The organism is Clostridium lacusfryxellense, assembly GCF_018861735.1.
Classification (GTDB): Bacteria; Bacillota; Clostridia; order Clostridiales; family Clostridiaceae; genus Clostridium_AD; species Clostridium_AD lacusfryxellense.
On sequence record NZ_JAHLEB010000013.1, the window covers coordinates 70,919 to 85,813 of the forward strand.

Below are 14,895 nucleotides of genomic sequence, written 5' to 3' on the forward strand. Positions count from 1 at the left end.
TTTTACGTGTAACCATACTTTAAAGATTTAAGGGAGTGTTAATATGAAATTAGGAAAGATAATGGATAATATTAATTTTGATTTGTTAAAAGGTGATATTGATGTTGATATAACGTCAATTCAATATGATTCAAGAAAAGTTAAAAAAGGAGATGTCTTTTTCTGCATTGAAGGATATAATGTTGATGGTCATAAATATATACAAAGTGCAATTAATAGTGGGGCAATCGCTATTGTATGTCAACAAAATGTAAACATTGATTTAAACGTAACTTTTATTAAAGTATCTGATAGCAGAAAGGCACTAGCTGTAGGTGCATCTAATTATTATAACAACCCAAGTAGCAATATGAAAATGATTGGGATTACAGGAACTAATGGTAAAACAACCTCAGCATTTATGCTTAAAGCTATTTTGGAGCAAATGGGATATAAAGTTGGACTTATCGGGACTATAGCAAATTATATTTGTGATAAAAAAATTCATACTGAAAGAACTACGCCAGAGTCACTAGAGCTACATGAACTTTTCAAGCAGATGGTAGATTCTAAGGTGGATTATTGTGTTATGGAAGTATCTTCACACTCTTTAAGTTTGGACAGGGTTTATGGAATAGAGTTTTGTGAGAGCATTTTTACAAACTTGACTCAAGATCATTTAGATTTTCATAAAACATTTGAAAATTATTTCAATGCTAAATTAAAGCTATTTAAGTCTAGCACGAGCTCTGTAATTAACATCGACGATGTCTATGGGGCTAAGGCATATGACTCCATTTTAAATAGCAAGTTAAGCTATGGGTTAAATGAAAATGTAGACATTATGGCCATTGACATAAAAATGAATTCTAGGGGTAGTAAATTTACTGTTAAGTATAAAAATGACTCTTTTGAAATAGAATTAAGTATACCGGGAAAGTATAATATATATAATGCTCTTGGATCAATAGCGGTTTGCTTAAATCAGGGGGTAGAGGTAGAGGAAATTAAAAAAGCATTAAAAAAACTACAAGTGCCTGGTAGGTGTGAGCTTGTTGAAAATACCCATAATTTAAAATTTGAAATAATACTAGATTATGCACATACACCAGATGCGTTAGAAAATATACTTAAAACTGTAAGAGAATTTACAAAAGGTAGACTTATATCTGTTTTTGGTTGTGGTGGAGATCGAGATAAAACCAAAAGAGCTATAATGGGCAAAATTGGAACTGAGCTAAGTGATATATCTGTAGTTACATCAGATAATCCAAGAACTGAAGAGCCAATGCAAATAATTAAAGATGTAACATCGGGAATTGAAAAACATAATTATGAAGTTGTTGAGAATAGACGGGATGCAATTAAGAGGGCAATTGAGATTGCAAGCGCTGGAGATGTAATTGTTATAGCAGGAAAAGGTCATGAAGACTATCAAGTACTTAAAGAAAAAACTATACATTTTGATGAAAGAGAAGTTATTTCAGATATATTAAAGGAGCAATTTTAGATGGAGTATATTAGTCTTCAAGAAATAATAGATGTTACGCAGGGAGAAATTTTAGTTAACGGAGAAATTATAGCTAATAGTGAACTAGCGGTATTTAATAACATCTCGATAGATACAAGGGTTATAAAAGAAAATGATATTTTCATAGCAATAAAGGGTGAAAATTTTAATGGTAATGATTTTGCTCTGCAGGCTAGCACTAAGGGTGCTGCAATTTGTATAGTCGATGAAATTAAATTCAATGAGTCTAAATTTATGTTAAATAAGAAAACAACAATAATTCAGGTAGCTGATACTAAGAAAGCACTACTTAAACTTGCGGGATTTTATTTAAAGAAGCTAAACATAAAGGTAGTAGGGATTACTGGTTCTACAGGCAAAACATCAACAAAAGATTTGGTCGCAGCGGTCCTAGGCGCAAAATACAAGGTTTTTAAAACCATTGGCAATTTTAATAATGAGATAGGAATGCCTTTAATGATATTTAAATTAGACAAAAGTTATGATATTGCAGTTTTAGAAATGGGAATGAGTAATTTTTTAGAAATTCATAACTTGTGTGAAGTAGCAAATCCTAACATTGCTATTATTACTAATATTGGTATGTCTCATATTGAAAACCTTAAAACTAGAGAAAATATCTTAAAGGCTAAAATGGAGATTACTGATTATTTTAGTGGAGATAATGTGTTAATTATAAATTCAGATAATGATTTATTAGAAAATATAGTTACGCCTAAATTCAAACTTATAAAAACAGGAATTGATTCTAATGCCGATTTTAAGGCTTGTAATTTAAAAATAGACGAGAATAAAATAATATTTAATTTAAGTGAAAATGGAAAGCCTGTGGAAAATATTATTGAGGTTAATATACCAGGTCGTCATAATATACTTAATTCCATGTTAGCTGTAGCGTGTGCTAGAGAATTGGGTATGAATTATGATGAAATTGTTTTGGGTTTTAAAAAATTAGAAGTTACATCTATGAGGTTAGACATAATAAAAGGTGAAAAGTTTACTATAATTAATGACGCTTATAATGCTAGTCCGGATTCAATGATTGCTGCAATTGATGTGCTTTGTAATACTCACGGAAACTCGAAGATTGCAATTCTTGGTACTATGAAAGAACTCGGTGATAGCGCATATAATGCACATAAACAAGTCGCGTTGTATGCAAAACATAAAAAAATTGATTTATTAATTACTCTAGGGGAATTTAATGAGGCATATAAAGAAGGCTTTAACGATATAAATAAGTATAGAAGTTTTCAAACATATGCAGAAGTAATTACCTTTATAGGTAATATGATTCAGCCAAAAGATGTTGTTTTAGTTAAAGCTTCAAGATATATGAAAATGGAGAGTATAGTTTCCGAGCTAGATAATCTGAATTCGCTGGTAAATATGAATGCTAAAGAGGTGATAGAAAAATGAGTTTAATTATTTATTCGGTGTTAATTGCATTTTTTTTATCAATAATACAAGGACCAATATTAATTCCTATTTTACATAAGCTTAAATTTGGCCAAAATATAAGAGCAGAAGGACCTAAAAGTCATCTTAAAAAAGCAGGGACACCTACAATGGGTGGTATAATATTCATGATTTCAACAGTAATAACAATGCTTATAATTGTTAGGCATACAAGTGATGAAGCTATGATTGCACTATATTGTTTTATAGCTTTCGGAATAATAGGGCTTATTGATGATATTTTAAAAATAACACATAAGAAAAATGAAGGTCTATCATCTAAGCAAAAGATGTTATTAATAGTAATAGTTGCAGGATTAATAGGTTATTATGCTTCTATAAAGATAGGTACTGACATAACGCTACCATTTTTAAATAGAAATTTAGATCTAGGTCTCTGGTATGTTCCTTGCATTATTTTATATTTTGCAGCAACCACAAATTCAGTTAATCTAACAGATGGGTTAGATGGTCTAGCTACTTGCGTAACAATAGTAGTTATGACATTTTTCGCTTTAGTTAGTAATATGATGTTTCATACTACTCTAGCAATCTTTTGCGCTGCTCTTGCAGGTGCATTATTAGGCTTTTTAAAATTTAATGCTTATAAAGCACAAATTTTTATGGGAGACATGGGATCTCTTGCACTGGGTGGGGCAGTTGCTGCAGTTGGTATGATACTAAAATCTCCAATATTAGTTGCAATTGTAGGTGGAATATATGTTCTAGAGGCTCTATCCGTTATTATTCAAGTTTTAGTATTCAAATCCACAGGTAAACGAGTATTTAAGATGTCTCCGATTCATCACCATTTTGAATTAAGTGGATGGCATGAAAATAAGGTTGTTGCGATATTCTCTATAGTAACAGTACTTTTCTGTTTAATTGGATTTTTATCATTTCCCTATTAGTGATGTAAGGAGGATATAATATGAAAAGAAACAAGGTTAAAATGGGGCAAATTGATTTTGTATTATTTGCAACCATAATGCTCCTTGTGGCCATTGGGGTAGTAATGGTTTATAGTGCAGGCTCATATTATTCGGCTTTCAAATACAATGACCCAGAATACTATTTGAAAAAACAGGCTATGTGGGCATTTGTTGGCGGTATTTTTATGGTTGCAGCAATTAAAACTGATTATCATATAATAAAAAAATTTACTGGCATTTTTATGTTAGGTACTGTTGTACTTTTAGTTGTTGTGCTTTTCTGCCCACCTATAAATGGCTCAAAGAGGTGGATTCCCCTGGGGTTTGCTAATTTTCAACCATCGGAGATAGCAAAATATATTATAGTTCTCTATATGGCTAAAAGTTTAACCCAAAAGGGAGAGAAAGTTAAAGAGTTTATGAAAGGGGTATTACCCTATCTAATGGTTTCGGGACTATATGCAGGTTTGATTTTACTAGAACCTAACTTAAGTATTGCGGCTGTAATAATGATAGTTACTGTAGTTATTCTATTTGCAGTAGGGGCAAGATTTCTACATCTTTTTCTTATAGGTTCAACGCTGGTTGCAGCTGTTGGGGTTTTAACAATTCTTGCGCCTTATAGATTGACTAGACTTATGAATTTTAGAGATCCATTTGCTGATAGTCAAGGTGCTGGATACCAATTGGTTCAATCATTACTTGCACTTGGCTCAGGAGGAGTTACTGGTGCGGGGATCGGACAATCAAGGCAAAAATGCTTATATATACCAGAACCTCATACGGATTTTATTTTTGCTATAATCGGGGAAGAATTAGGTTTAATAGGTGGAACTTTTATAATTTTATTATTCATAATATTCATTTGGCGTGGTATTAAAACAGCAGTGTCCGCTAAGGATATGTATGGCACCATTTTAGCGATTGGAATTACATCAGTTGTAGGTGTTCAAGCAATTATTAACATAGCAGTAGTTACGGGGTCAATGCCAGTAACTGGTGTACCACTTCCGTTTATAAGTTATGGAGGTTCAGCTCTTGTATTTAATATGCTTGCAGTGGGTATACTTCTAAATGTGTCAAGGCAGAGCGCTAATAAAAATTAGGATTAAAGGCATGCAATATGCATGGCTTTTTCTATGTCCAAATTTAATTAAATGTGTCCAATAGATAGTAATACAATATAACTTATTTACTATTTAAGTGAATTCGATTACATAATATTAATTTTAAAAATACATTAAAATTGAGATGAAAAAAATTAAGTTAAGTGTTATTATATATAGGAAGCTATTTTTAAATTGAACTCTATAATTTTTAATTAGATATACTTTATATTAACAAAAATAATTTATAAGGTTTAGAAAGAAAATATGAAAAAAAACATGTATTAATGAATGTGAGGGAGTGAATGACTAAAATAAATAATGATCTTAAAAAAATCAATTATATTATAGAAAACAAAGAAAAGCTATTACATAGAAGAAAAAATAGGAAAAAAATAAGATATTTGATATTGCTCGGCATTATTATGATATCTACTTTGATTACATTATGCATTAAATTGCCGTATTTCAATATAACAAAAGTTGACATATCGGGGAATTCGAATGCTTCTAAATCCGAGATTAACGAGATAGTCAAGGGACATTTAGGAAATAATGTTATTAGTGCAAATTTTAATGAAAGCAAAAATCAATTAATGAAAAATCCGTATATATTAGATGTGACATTTAAGAAAGTTTTGCCTAGAAAAATTATAATAAAAATAGAGGAAAAGGTAGCGGTGTTTTATGGAAAAGTTAATAATAATTATTATATTCTAGATAATAAGGGTGCTATTCTTGAAAAGAGTTCTAATATTAAGGGTATGAAATTAGTTAAACTAACTGGGTTTAGTTATGAAAAATATGAAGTTGGCAATTTGGTTGCACCTGAGAATGATCGTAGAATTGGAATATTAAAAGAATTAACAACTATTATAGATAATTATAGAAAATCGAACACAAATAGTAATATAACAATGGTGGATGTAAGTAACGTTCTAGACGTCAAGGTTTACTCAGGAGAAATGTGTATTAAATTTGGTACAATATTAGATTTGAAAAACAAGTTTAATAAAGCAATAAATATTATCACTCAACTTAAGTATGAGGGTAAAAAGGGATATGTAGATGTTAGTTCTAGTGAGAATCCAGTAGTTTTTATAGAAAAAAAGTAGAAAATATGATGGAAATTATCTTCCAAGATAGTAGTAAGGAGGAAGTCTATGAAAAAGTTTAAATCCCAAATATCTATTGGTGTAATATGCATATTGTTAGGATTTATGATAACTTATCAATTTAAAATGATAAATAAACAAAATTCAACAGTAGTAGTGCAGCCAGACACAAATACGCCTGAGATTATAACTGAAAACGAGCAACTAAAAAAGAGTAAAGTAGATATGCAGAAAAAAATTGATGCATTAGATGCTAAAACAAAGGAATATGAAAATACTGCAGGTGGAAGAGATGAAGCAAGTAAAATATTAAACAAAGCATTAGAGGAGACAAGGACTTTAACTGGGGAAACTGAAGTAGAAGGTGAAGGTCTTATAATTTATATAGATCCTAAAAGTGATATTTTTGGTAGTATATCTGATGATCGGCAGTCTATACAAGATTCTGATTTAGTTCATATAGTTAATGAATTATATTCAGGAGGTGCAGAAGCCATTTGTATTAATGATATTAGGTTAACTGTTCGTAGTGGGATAAGAACTGCAGGTAATGCGATTCTCATTAATGATGAAAAAATTATACCTAATAAAAGGGTAACTATTAAAGCAATAGGTAAGAGTAGCATACTATACGGTACAATAAAATTTCCAGGTGCTATTCCGCCAGACCTTATTACAGCCTGTGATGTAACATATGAAGAGTTGAAAAAGGTAACAATTCCTAAGTATAATAAAACATATGATTTCGAGTATGCAAAACCAATAGTAAAGAAGAAATAGGGGTGATTAAATGGTTGCTTTTGTAGGGTTATTAATAGGTGTTATATTAGGGATTGTATGGAATATAGATATTCCAGTTGAATTTTCACCTTATATTTCTGTAGCAATTTTTGCATGTTTAGATTCTGTTTTTGGTGCAATAAGGGGCTCTATTTCACAGAATTTCAGAGCGGACATTTTTATATCTGGATTTTTTGGGAACGCTGCGCTTGCAGTAGCAATGGTATATTTAGGCGATAAACTAGGGATTCCAATTTATTTAGCTGCCGTTATAGTATTCGGAGGAAGAATATTTAATAACTTTGCTATAATTAGACGACTATTACTTGATAAAACTAAATCACATTAATGAGGTGATTAAATGAAAAATAATGAAGCTACTATATTTGTTTTTATAGCCTCAATAATTATAGGATTACTTATATCTATGAATATTGGGTTTGAAGGGAAAAATAATCTTTTAGATGTAAAGCAGTATAATGAAGCCTATAATGAGAGAACAAAATTATATTCAGAGATAAGCAATCTAAAAGCTGAATATTATAAGGTTAACGAGAAACTTAAAAAATATGACAGTGGATATAATGAAACAGATGAAGTGAAAAAGCAAATAAATGCTGAAGTAGATAATAATAATATAATTTTAGGGAAAAGTGATGTCGAAGGCCCAGGTGTTAAAATTACACTAGATGATGCTGAAGTTTATGATCCTGAGGGCGGTAGTGGGCAACTCATCCATGACGTTGATGTAGTTCAAGTGTTAAATGACCTTAAAAACGCAGGGGCAGAAGCTATTACGGTCAATGGAGAAAGGATTGTTTATAACAATTATGGGTTCTGCGGTGGCCCTTATATTGAGTTAAATGGTATTAAGATAGTTGCACCCTTTTATATATCTGCAATTGGAAATGAAGAAGTGTTATATAATTATTTAACATTAGAAGAAACTTATACAACTGGATTAAAGGCTAGGGATGTTAGAGTTAGTGTTGCAAAAATGGATAATATAACGATGCTTGAATATAATGGTATTATTAAATATAACTACATGGGTCTAGCAAAAAAATAATTTTTCAAGAAATTTTACTTTTATTAAAGATATTTTACTTTTATTAAAGATATTTTACTTTAATTGAAGGTATTTCACATTTAATGAAGAATTAAAGACTAAGAAGTATAAAAGAATGAATAGAACTGTTAAATATTAAATATAAGCAAAAGAAAACAAGGAGGGATAGCTAGCTTGTGATTAATGAGAATTATTATAAAATAAAAAATGAAATATCACAATACGTAACACTAATTTGCGTTTCTAAGACTAGACAAATTCAGGAAATAGAAGAGGTCTATAAATTAGGGGCAAGAGAATTTGGAGAGAATAAGGTGCAAGAATTCATAGAAAAGTATGAGAGTTTGCCTAAAGATATTAAATGGCATTTTATAGGTCATTTACAGACCAATAAAGTGAAGTATTTAGTTGGAAAAGTTCATCTTATTCATTCTTTAGATAGTATACATTTACTTCGCGAAATTGAAAAACGTTATGCCCAAAAAGATGAGGTGGCGAATCTTTTAATTCAAATTAATATAGGAAAGGAAGAAGCTAAAACAGGCATAGCTATTGAAGAATTGGAAGATTTAATAAAAGCTTGCGAAGTATGTAATAATATAAAGATTAAAGGAATTATGGCTACAATTCCAATTGGTAATGAAGAAAGTTGTAGAAAATATTTTTCAAAGATGAAACTAATATTTGATAATCTAAAGACTTCGGAACATAAAAATGTTTCCATGGAATTTTTATCATTAGGTATGAGTAAAGATTTTAAAATTGCTTTGGAAAATGGATCTAATATGATAAGACTGGGCGCAAGTATTTTTGGAGAAAGAAATTATAAAAAAACGGAGGGTTAATGATGGGAAGCAAAGTAATGAATAAAGTTATGGGGTTTTTAGGAATGGCTGAAGATAGTGAAGATGAAATTCAAGAGATGGAAAATGAAGATGATAACATGGATATTGAATCATTAATGAATGTTAATAAGAAACAAAGTAAAGTAGTAAATATTCATACATCAACATCTACAAAAGTGGTTATCATAAAACCTGATGATTTTGATGAAGCAACAGTGATTAGTGATAACTTAAAATCTAGAAAAATTATAGTAGTTAACACCACAGCACTAGATCCTAAAACAGGACAAAGATTATTAGATTTTGTTGGGGGAGTATGTTATGCACTAGGTGGCGATCTTCAGCAAGTAGAAAAGGGAGTATATATAATATCTCCATCTAATATAGAAGTTAATAATGAACTCAAGAACGAGCTAAGTTCAAAAGGTATTTTTAACTGGAATAAATAAAGTTAATATATAATTTCAAATTGGACATAGTTTAAATAGAACAATAAAAATTCTTAGTTATATTATAAGAATATAGGAGGGTATGAAATTTGTATTTATATAATCTTTTGAACACGATTTTTAATGTGCTAGAATTTGCAATACTAATTGAAGTTGTTTTATCTTGGGTTTATGCAAATAGGTCAAATCAATATACAGAAATATTACATAAAATTACGAATCCTTTATTGCAACCTGGTAGGAAAATTCAAGAAAAATATTTTGGAAATACAATGATAGATTTTTCACCCATAATAGCACTTGTAATTTTGATGGTACTTCGAAGGATAGTGTCTATTATATTATAAATACTCTGATAAGGTAGGATTTAAATGGACAAAAATTATTTTATAAATAGTATAGGTTGTGAAGATAAAAATTTAATTTCAAATATTTTTGATAAAATGCAAATAGCTGAAAAGTCAAATAAAATAATATTTACAAATAGTTTTTTACCACCAGACGTATGGAATCAAATTTCAGTTATATGTGAAAGTAGTCTAATAAAATTATATACAAATGGTTTGTTTAAACATGCTGATAGGAGAATGTTGTCATTTTCAACTTATGATGAACCTGATTTATATCCTATAGATTTATTGAAAATTAGTAATAAGTCTAAATTTAGCAAAGTTGACCATAAGGATTATTTAGGATCAATAATGTCACTGGGAATTAAAAGAGAAAAGTTAGGTGACTTAATTATTAAAGATGAGATATGTTATGCACCTGTTTGTAGCGACATAAGTAGTTACATAATAAATAATTTAAGTAAGATAAGAAATTGCCCATGTGAAGTGAGTTTTCATGATTATACATTACAAGAACTTCCTGAAAGGCAGTTTCAAGAGAAAATTATTATATCTACATCATTTCGACTTGATGGTATGGTGTCAGCTATATGTAATGTTTCAAGAAGTAATTCAACTCAGCTAATATCATCAGGTAAGATATTAGTAAATTATTTTCAATGTTTAAAAAAAGATAAAGTTATACAAAATGATGATATTTTAACAATTAGAGGGTACGGGAAATTTATGGTTGCAGACATTATAGGAAGCACTCAAAAGGGGCGTTTTAAAGTTGTAATAAAGCAATACATTTAGGTAGGGGTGGGAATAATATGAGAATAACAGCTATGGATATTAATAATAAAGAGTTTAAAAAAGGTTTAAGAGGATACAATGCTGATGAGGTTGATGAGTTTTTAGATAGAGTATCTGAAGAATACGAAATTGTATACAAAGAAAATTCAAATCTAAAAGAAAAAATAGGGTTTTTAGAAGAAAAACTTGAACATCATGTTACTATAGAATCTACAATTCAAAATACGCTAGTACTAGCACAAAATGCTGCTGAACAAGCAAAAATTTGTGCTCAAAAGGAATCAGAACTTATTATAAAAAATGCAAATGAATCATCTCAAAGATTGCTTGACAAATCTCATAGTGATGTACTTAAGATAAATGATCAATATGATATTACAAAGCAAGAATTTGCTAAATTTAGAACTAAATTTAGAAGTTTTATGAATTGTCAACTAGAGATGTTTGAAGGACTTGAAAATGATTATCTTAAAAATTATAATGTAGGTAATGAAAGTTCTGATAAGCAAATCGAGGGAGAAGCTGCTATCGATTTAGAATATTCTAATTTAACACTCAAAAATATTGATGAAAAAGATCTTCAGGGTAATGAACTAGATGAAATAAAAAGTTTTTTCGCAAAAGGTTAGAATTAAAAAATCTCACTCATCGGGTGAGATTTTTTATGTAGCAAACCACTTTTTACAATAAGCTACTATTAATTAGGAGGAATATAAAAATGACAATAGGTATTATTGGCGCAATGGAAGAGGAAGTAAAATTTTTAATTAGAGATATGACTTTTAAAAGAAAAGAAGTTAAGGCTAAAATGGAGTTTAGTCTTGGAAGCATTTACAATAAAGATGTTGTTATAGTTACCAGTGGTATTGGCAAAGTTAATGCTGCAGTTTGTGCTCAAATATTAATTGATGATTTTAAAGTTGATTATATTATAAATGTTGGTATAGCTGGTGGAACAAAAGAAGATATATACCCAGGTGATATCGTTATAGCTACAAATTTAGTGCAACATGATGTTGATACAACTGCATTTGGTGATAAAATTGGACAGATTCCAAGACTAGATACTTTTGAATTTAAATGCGATAGTAAATTAATTGAATATGCCGAGGAAGCTTGCCTTTCTATAAAAGGTCATAATCACTTTACAGGAAGAATTGTGTCTGGTGACCAATTTATTGCAAGTCTCGATAAAATAAATTGGTTGAATTCTGAGTTTAATTGTTTCGCATGTGAGATGGAAGGTGCAAGTATTGCTCAAGTGTGTTACTTAAATGAAATTCCATTCATTGTTGTTAGGTCAATATCAGACAATGCGAATAATGGGGCGCAGATGGATTATGAACAATTTAAGGATATTGCTGTAACAAATTCTACAAGTATTTTAAATAATATGTTAAAATTAATTTAGGGACTAATAATTTATATATTTAAAATATATTTAATTAATTATTAAATAAGTGTAATAAAATTCTTTCCATGAGAAAACATAATCATATAGAAGTTTAGAAGTTTTAATATTAAAATTACTTCTATATTAAAACTAGAGGAGTTGTTATCATGGAAAAGAAAAGATTAAATCATTTTAAAGAAAAATTGATTAGTGAGCAGTTACGAGTCCTCAATCTTATTGACCAAATGAAACAAAATGGAGTTATAAATTCGAATAGTGAAATGGCATCAGAATTATCTTTTTATGATAATCATCCATCTGATTTGGCAACTGAATTATTTGATAAGGAAAAGGGACTCGCATTAAAAGGAAATGAAATATCGATTTTAAATAAAATTGGGGATTCCTTAAAAAGTATAGAAAATGGGTCCTATGGCAAGTGTGCAAGTTGTGGCAATGACATAACACTTCAAAGGTTGGAATTTATCCCATATGCTGAAAACTGTTTGGAATGCCAAAAATCTATAGCTAATCATAAACCAGCTGAGCAAAACAATAGATGTGTTGAAGAGGATTTACTTGGTTCGTTTTTTAAATACAGCAATAGTGGTGAAGTAGGTGTTGATGCTGAAGATACTTATCAAGCAGTTGAACATTTCAATGATAAACTAGATGAGATAGTTGAGGATGATGATGAGGACAACTATGGATATGTTGATCCCATTGAGAAAATAAGCAATCAGCAATATAAAAATCAGTTACCAGATTAACAGAACAGGTAGTTATATAATGATTATTTAATGGTTATTTAATTTAGGCAAATTTAAGAGGTATATATTGCTTTTGATTTTGAGTGATAAGATAAATTTAGAGCAGTATATACTTTTTTATTTTATTTTGCAGTAAACAGGGGGAAGAGTATGGAAATATTAATTATTTTTTTGGGATTGCTTTTGGACAGATTAACTAAAATCTGGGCGCTAAGTTCTTTAAAAGAAAATGATGGAGTTATATTAATTAAAGACATTTTTAAGTTAGAATATTTAGAGAATAGAGGAGCGGCTTTTGGCATTTTACAAAATAAATTAGTATTGCTTGCTTTAGTTACGTTAATAGTTGTCGCAGGTATGATATATTATATTATTAAGTATAAACCAAAATCAAAGTTCCTAAGAATAAGTTTTGCTATGATTATTAGTGGAGCACTTGGAAATTTATATGATAGATTATTTTATAGATATGTAGTAGACTTTATTTTAGTTCATTATAAAAGTGTATATTATTTTCCCACATTTAACATAGCCGATAGCTTAGTAGTGGTAGGTACATTGATTTTGGCAATTTCTATAGTAAAGGATGAGATATAAATGGAAAGTTTTGATTTTAAAGTTGATGAAAGTTCAGTAGGTACAAGATTAGATGTTTTTATAGCTAAGGAGTTAGAGGATAAATCTAGGTCATATATTCAAGGGATAATTGAGGGCGGAAATGCTATAGTAAATGGTAAATGTAGAAAAAGTAATTTTAAATTAAAATTAGATGATGCAATTAATCTTACTGTTCCAGAACCTGTAGAGTTAAATGTAAAAGCTGAGGATATACCTCTGGACATAATATATGAAGATAGTGACGTAATTGTTATTAATAAACCTCAGGATATGGTGGTTCACCCAGCGCCAGGAAATTATAGTGGTACATTAGTTAATGCACTCTTAAATCATTGCACAGATCTTTCAGGAATTAATGGTGTTCTAAGACCAGGAATAGTACATAGAATCGATAAGGACACATCTGGGGCTTTAGTGGTGGCTAAAAATGATAATGCTCACAATTCTCTTGCGGCGCAACTTAAAGATCATTCAATGACAAGAAGTTATGTGGCACTTGTAGAAGGTATAATTAAAGACAATGAAGGTACAATTGATGAACCTATGGGTAGACATCCTAAGGATAGAATTAAAATGGCAATAGTTGAAAGTGGAAAGAAAGCTGTTACGCATTTTAAAGTATTAGAAAGATTTGAAAGTAATACATTAGTGGAATGTAACTTAGAAACAGGCCGAACTCATCAAATAAGAGTACATATGGCAAAGATAGGGCATCCTTTAGTTGGTGACTTGATATATGGGTTTAAAAAGCAGAGATTTAATCTAAAAGGTCAGGCGCTTCATGCTAAAAAGCTTGGATTTATTCATCCAAGTACTAATGACTACATGGAGTTTACTACACCGCTTCCAAATTATCTTGAAAAACTTATAGTTAAGTTAAAAAATAGTTGAAATAGTTTTTTACATGTGATAATATATTAGCAATACATATCGTAATTTAATATGTATTGTAATTTAATAAAGAAATTAGCCTTTAAATGTTCCAGAGAGATCATAAGGATAAAGATTGTATTACTATTGTACAAGTATAGTATGCCTTTACCTTTTGGTGAAGGCTTTTTATTATTATGACATTTTAAATAAACAATACTAGTAGGTAGGGGGTGAAATAATGGAATTTAAATCGGTGTTACTAGATGAAAAGGCAATAGAAAGAACGCTTACAAGAGTAGCACATGAAATAATAGAAAAAAACAAGGGTACTGAGGATATTATACTTGTAGGAATAAAAAGACGAGGGGTGCCAATTGCAGAAAGAATTGCTCTTCTAATAGAACAATTTGAGGGAATTAGAGTTCCAGTAAGTAGTGTTGATATTACTTTATACAGGGATGACCTTACATCAATAAACGATCAACCTGTTTTAAATAATGTTGATTTAGGAATAGATGTAAAAGGTAAAAAAATAATCTTAGTAGATGATGTATTATATACTGGAAGAACCGCTAGGGCAGCAATTGATGCCATAATAGATAAAGGTAGACCTAAGATGATACAGTTAGCTGTCTTAGTAGATAGAGGGCACAGAGAGCTACCGATAAGAGCGGATTATGTAGGTAAAAATATACCTACCTCAAGTAAAGAGATGATATCTGTCAAATTATTTGAAACTGATGAAAAAGACTGCGTAAGTATATTTGAGATTTAAAGATAAATAGCTTCGAAGAAGATAAGTAATCTTTTAATATAGTCCAGCGAGACTAAA

Annotated in this window: 18 protein-coding genes; all 18 read left to right on the top strand. The window is 29.8% G+C overall.

Features of this window, described 5'->3' with window-relative positions; translation table 11 throughout:
• Positions 1–43: 43 nt before the first annotated feature.
• On the top strand, positions 44–1,489 hold the full coding sequence (locus KPL55_RS09785) for a UDP-N-acetylmuramoyl-L-alanyl-D-glutamate--2,6-diaminopimelate ligase (protein ID WP_216306525.1): 1,446 nt from the start codon (positions 44–46) through the stop codon (positions 1,487–1,489).
• Entirely contained in the window at positions 1,490–2,929 is a 1,440-nt protein-coding gene (locus tag KPL55_RS09790) for a UDP-N-acetylmuramoyl-tripeptide--D-alanyl-D-alanine ligase (RefSeq protein ID WP_216306526.1), read from the top strand.
• Positions 2,926–3,879 carry a phospho-N-acetylmuramoyl-pentapeptide-transferase gene (gene mraY, locus KPL55_RS09795; RefSeq protein ID WP_216306527.1) on the top strand — a complete coding sequence of 318 codons (954 nt, stop codon included), beginning with the start codon at positions 2,926–2,928 and terminating at the stop codon, positions 3,877–3,879. Before KPL55_RS09790 ends, mraY begins: the two co-directional genes overlap by 4 nt.
• A 20-nt stretch (positions 3,880–3,899) precedes the next feature.
• Positions 3,900–5,006 carry a stage V sporulation protein E gene (gene spoVE / locus KPL55_RS09800; protein WP_216306528.1) on the top strand — a complete coding sequence of 369 codons (1,107 nt, stop codon included), beginning with the start codon at positions 3,900–3,902 and terminating at the stop codon, positions 5,004–5,006.
• A 305-nt stretch (positions 5,007–5,311) separates the two neighbouring features.
• Positions 5,312–6,121 (top strand): cell division protein FtsQ/DivIB, encoded by an 810-nt coding sequence (locus KPL55_RS09805; protein WP_216306529.1) that lies wholly within the window; start codon positions 5,312–5,314, stop codon positions 6,119–6,121.
• Positions 6,122–6,169: 48 nt separating this feature from the next.
• Positions 6,170–6,901, top strand: coding sequence for a DUF881 domain-containing protein (locus KPL55_RS09810; RefSeq protein ID WP_216306530.1), 732 nt, complete (start codon positions 6,170–6,172; stop codon positions 6,899–6,901).
• A gap of 10 nt (positions 6,902–6,911) precedes the next feature.
• Positions 6,912–7,250, top strand: coding sequence for a small basic family protein (locus KPL55_RS09815; RefSeq protein ID WP_216306531.1), 339 nt, complete (start codon positions 6,912–6,914; stop codon positions 7,248–7,250).
• A 12-nt stretch (positions 7,251–7,262) separates the two neighbouring features.
• Complete coding sequence (locus tag KPL55_RS09820) at positions 7,263–7,970, top strand: DUF881 domain-containing protein (RefSeq protein ID WP_216306532.1); 708 nt, start codon at positions 7,263–7,265, stop codon at positions 7,968–7,970.
• A gap of 176 nt (positions 7,971–8,146) precedes the next feature.
• Entirely contained in the window at positions 8,147–8,815 is a 669-nt protein-coding gene (locus KPL55_RS09825; RefSeq protein ID WP_216306533.1) for a YggS family pyridoxal phosphate-dependent enzyme, read from the top strand.
• Between the two features lie 2 nt (positions 8,816–8,817).
• The gene (locus KPL55_RS09830; protein ID WP_216306534.1) at positions 8,818–9,264 is read left to right on the top strand and encodes a cell division protein SepF; all 447 of its coding nucleotides are present in this window, start codon (positions 8,818–8,820) and stop codon (positions 9,262–9,264) included.
• A gap of 89 nt (positions 9,265–9,353) precedes the next feature.
• On the top strand, positions 9,354–9,611 hold the full coding sequence (locus KPL55_RS09835) for a YggT family protein (RefSeq protein ID WP_216306535.1): 258 nt from the start codon (positions 9,354–9,356) through the stop codon (positions 9,609–9,611).
• A gap of 24 nt (positions 9,612–9,635) precedes the next feature.
• Positions 9,636–10,409, top strand: coding sequence for a YlmH family RNA-binding protein (locus KPL55_RS09840; RefSeq protein ID WP_216306536.1), 774 nt, complete (start codon positions 9,636–9,638; stop codon positions 10,407–10,409).
• Between the two features lie 17 nt (positions 10,410–10,426).
• The gene (locus KPL55_RS09845) at positions 10,427–11,038 is read left to right on the top strand and encodes a DivIVA domain-containing protein (protein WP_216306537.1); all 612 of its coding nucleotides are present in this window, start codon (positions 10,427–10,429) and stop codon (positions 11,036–11,038) included.
• Between the two features lie 89 nt (positions 11,039–11,127).
• Positions 11,128–11,820, top strand: coding sequence for a 5'-methylthioadenosine/adenosylhomocysteine nucleosidase (locus KPL55_RS09850; protein ID WP_216306538.1), 693 nt, complete (start codon positions 11,128–11,130; stop codon positions 11,818–11,820).
• Positions 11,821–11,969: 149 nt separating this feature from the next.
• Entirely contained in the window at positions 11,970–12,572 is a 603-nt protein-coding gene (locus tag KPL55_RS09855) for a TraR/DksA C4-type zinc finger protein (RefSeq protein ID WP_216306539.1), read from the top strand.
• A gap of 150 nt (positions 12,573–12,722) precedes the next feature.
• On the top strand, positions 12,723–13,169 hold the full coding sequence (gene lspA, locus KPL55_RS09860; protein ID WP_216306540.1) for a signal peptidase II: 447 nt from the start codon (positions 12,723–12,725) through the stop codon (positions 13,167–13,169).
• A complete protein-coding gene (locus KPL55_RS09865; RefSeq protein WP_216306541.1) occupies positions 13,170–14,081 on the top strand; it encodes an RluA family pseudouridine synthase in 912 nt (303 codons plus the stop codon).
• Between the two features lie 220 nt (positions 14,082–14,301).
• Positions 14,302–14,838 (top strand): bifunctional pyr operon transcriptional regulator/uracil phosphoribosyltransferase PyrR, encoded by a 537-nt coding sequence (gene pyrR / locus KPL55_RS09870; RefSeq protein ID WP_216306542.1) that lies wholly within the window; start codon positions 14,302–14,304, stop codon positions 14,836–14,838.
• Positions 14,839–14,895: the final 57 nt, after the last annotated feature.

Excerpts from the sequence above, each read along its gene's own strand:
- KPL55_RS09815 (WP_216306531.1), top strand. The coding sequence starts at position 6,912 with ATGGTTGCTTTTGTAGGGTTATTAATAGGTGTTATATTAGGGATTGTA.
- KPL55_RS09855 (WP_216306539.1), top strand. The coding sequence starts at position 11,970 with ATGGAAAAGAAAAGATTAAATCATTTTAAAGAAAAATTGATTAGTGAG.
- KPL55_RS09850 (WP_216306538.1), top strand. The coding sequence starts at position 11,128 with ATGACAATAGGTATTATTGGCGCAATGGAAGAGGAAGTAAAATTTTTA.
- KPL55_RS09820 (WP_216306532.1), top strand. The coding sequence starts at position 7,263 with ATGAAAAATAATGAAGCTACTATATTTGTTTTTATAGCCTCAATAATT.
- KPL55_RS09865 (WP_216306541.1), top strand. The coding sequence starts at position 13,170 with ATGGAAAGTTTTGATTTTAAAGTTGATGAAAGTTCAGTAGGTACAAGA.
- mraY (WP_216306527.1), top strand. The coding sequence starts at position 2,926 with ATGAGTTTAATTATTTATTCGGTGTTAATTGCATTTTTTTTATCAATA.
- KPL55_RS09785 (WP_216306525.1), top strand. The coding sequence starts at position 44 with ATGAAATTAGGAAAGATAATGGATAATATTAATTTTGATTTGTTAAAA.
- KPL55_RS09805 (WP_216306529.1), top strand. The coding sequence starts at position 5,312 with ATGACTAAAATAAATAATGATCTTAAAAAAATCAATTATATTATAGAA.
- spoVE (WP_216306528.1), top strand. The coding sequence starts at position 3,900 with ATGAAAAGAAACAAGGTTAAAATGGGGCAAATTGATTTTGTATTATTT.
- KPL55_RS09830 (WP_216306534.1), top strand. The coding sequence starts at position 8,818 with ATGGGAAGCAAAGTAATGAATAAAGTTATGGGGTTTTTAGGAATGGCT.
- KPL55_RS09790 (WP_216306526.1), top strand. The coding sequence starts at position 1,490 with ATGGAGTATATTAGTCTTCAAGAAATAATAGATGTTACGCAGGGAGAA.
- KPL55_RS09840 (WP_216306536.1), top strand. The coding sequence starts at position 9,636 with ATGGACAAAAATTATTTTATAAATAGTATAGGTTGTGAAGATAAAAAT.
- KPL55_RS09845 (WP_216306537.1), top strand. The coding sequence starts at position 10,427 with ATGAGAATAACAGCTATGGATATTAATAATAAAGAGTTTAAAAAAGGT.
- KPL55_RS09810 (WP_216306530.1), top strand. The coding sequence starts at position 6,170 with ATGAAAAAGTTTAAATCCCAAATATCTATTGGTGTAATATGCATATTG.
- pyrR (WP_216306542.1), top strand. The coding sequence starts at position 14,302 with ATGGAATTTAAATCGGTGTTACTAGATGAAAAGGCAATAGAAAGAACG.
- lspA (WP_216306540.1), top strand. The coding sequence starts at position 12,723 with ATGGAAATATTAATTATTTTTTTGGGATTGCTTTTGGACAGATTAACT.